Origin of the sequence: Gordonia malaquae (assembly GCF_037148075.1) — a bacterium.
GTDB lineage: Bacteria > Actinomycetota > Actinomycetes > Mycobacteriales > Mycobacteriaceae > Gordonia > Gordonia malaquae.
Map to the genome: position 1 here is coordinate 1 of NZ_JBBCUB010000011.1, position 745 is coordinate 745.

Below are 745 nucleotides of genomic sequence, written 5' to 3' on the forward strand. Positions count from 1 at the left end.
CAGGACGCGGTGGCCGCCAAGCTGTCATCGGTGTCGCTGACCCCGATGTCCGATGATGACGTCCTGCACATGTCCGAGGTGTTCGAGCGTTCCAATCGCCGGTCCGACGGCATCGGCGCCCGCCTGTACGCAGAGGTCTCCACCCGCGGCGCCTACCGCAAAGCTGGCGTCCAGACGCCGGGCAAGTACCTCACCGCAGCCCTGCGCCTGGGCCTCGGCGCCAGCAAGCGCCGCGTCGCCGCAGCATTGGCGATCAGCCCGATGTACAACTACTCGGGCGACCAGCTCGACCCGGCACTGCCGGCCACCGCCGCCGCCGTTGCCGATGGTGATCTGTCGGTCGACCACGTCAATGAGATCGTCGCCGTGATCGACGAGATCCCCGCCGCCATCCCCGCCGAGGACAAGGCTCGTGCTGAGCAGGAGCTCGCCGAACTGTCCCGGCAGTTGACCCCGGAGGGGACGCGGGAGGTCGGCCGCCGGATCCTGGCCCACCTGGACCCCGACGGGTCGCTGACCGATGACGCCGATCGCGCCCGGACGCGGGGATTCGCGATCCAGCCGCAGGACAAGCGGCTGATGTCCAAGATCCGGGCGCAACTGTCGCCGTCGCTTCGAGCAAAACTCGAAGCAATTCTCACCCTCTGGGCAGAGCCAGGGATGAACAACCCGGACGACCCGGAGTCCCCGCACGGGACTGCCTACGGTGCCGACGCCGAGGCCCTCGCCGCCGCCCGCGAACGCG

The 745-nt window shown here is 69.4% G+C and carries 1 protein-coding gene; it reads left to right on the forward strand.

The genetic code is table 11. The annotated features are described in order from the left end of the window. Positions 1-745, forward strand: a 745-nt coding sequence (locus tag WFK36_RS22700) for a DUF222 domain-containing protein (RefSeq protein ID WP_336794514.1), incomplete at both ends; no start/stop codon positions are given.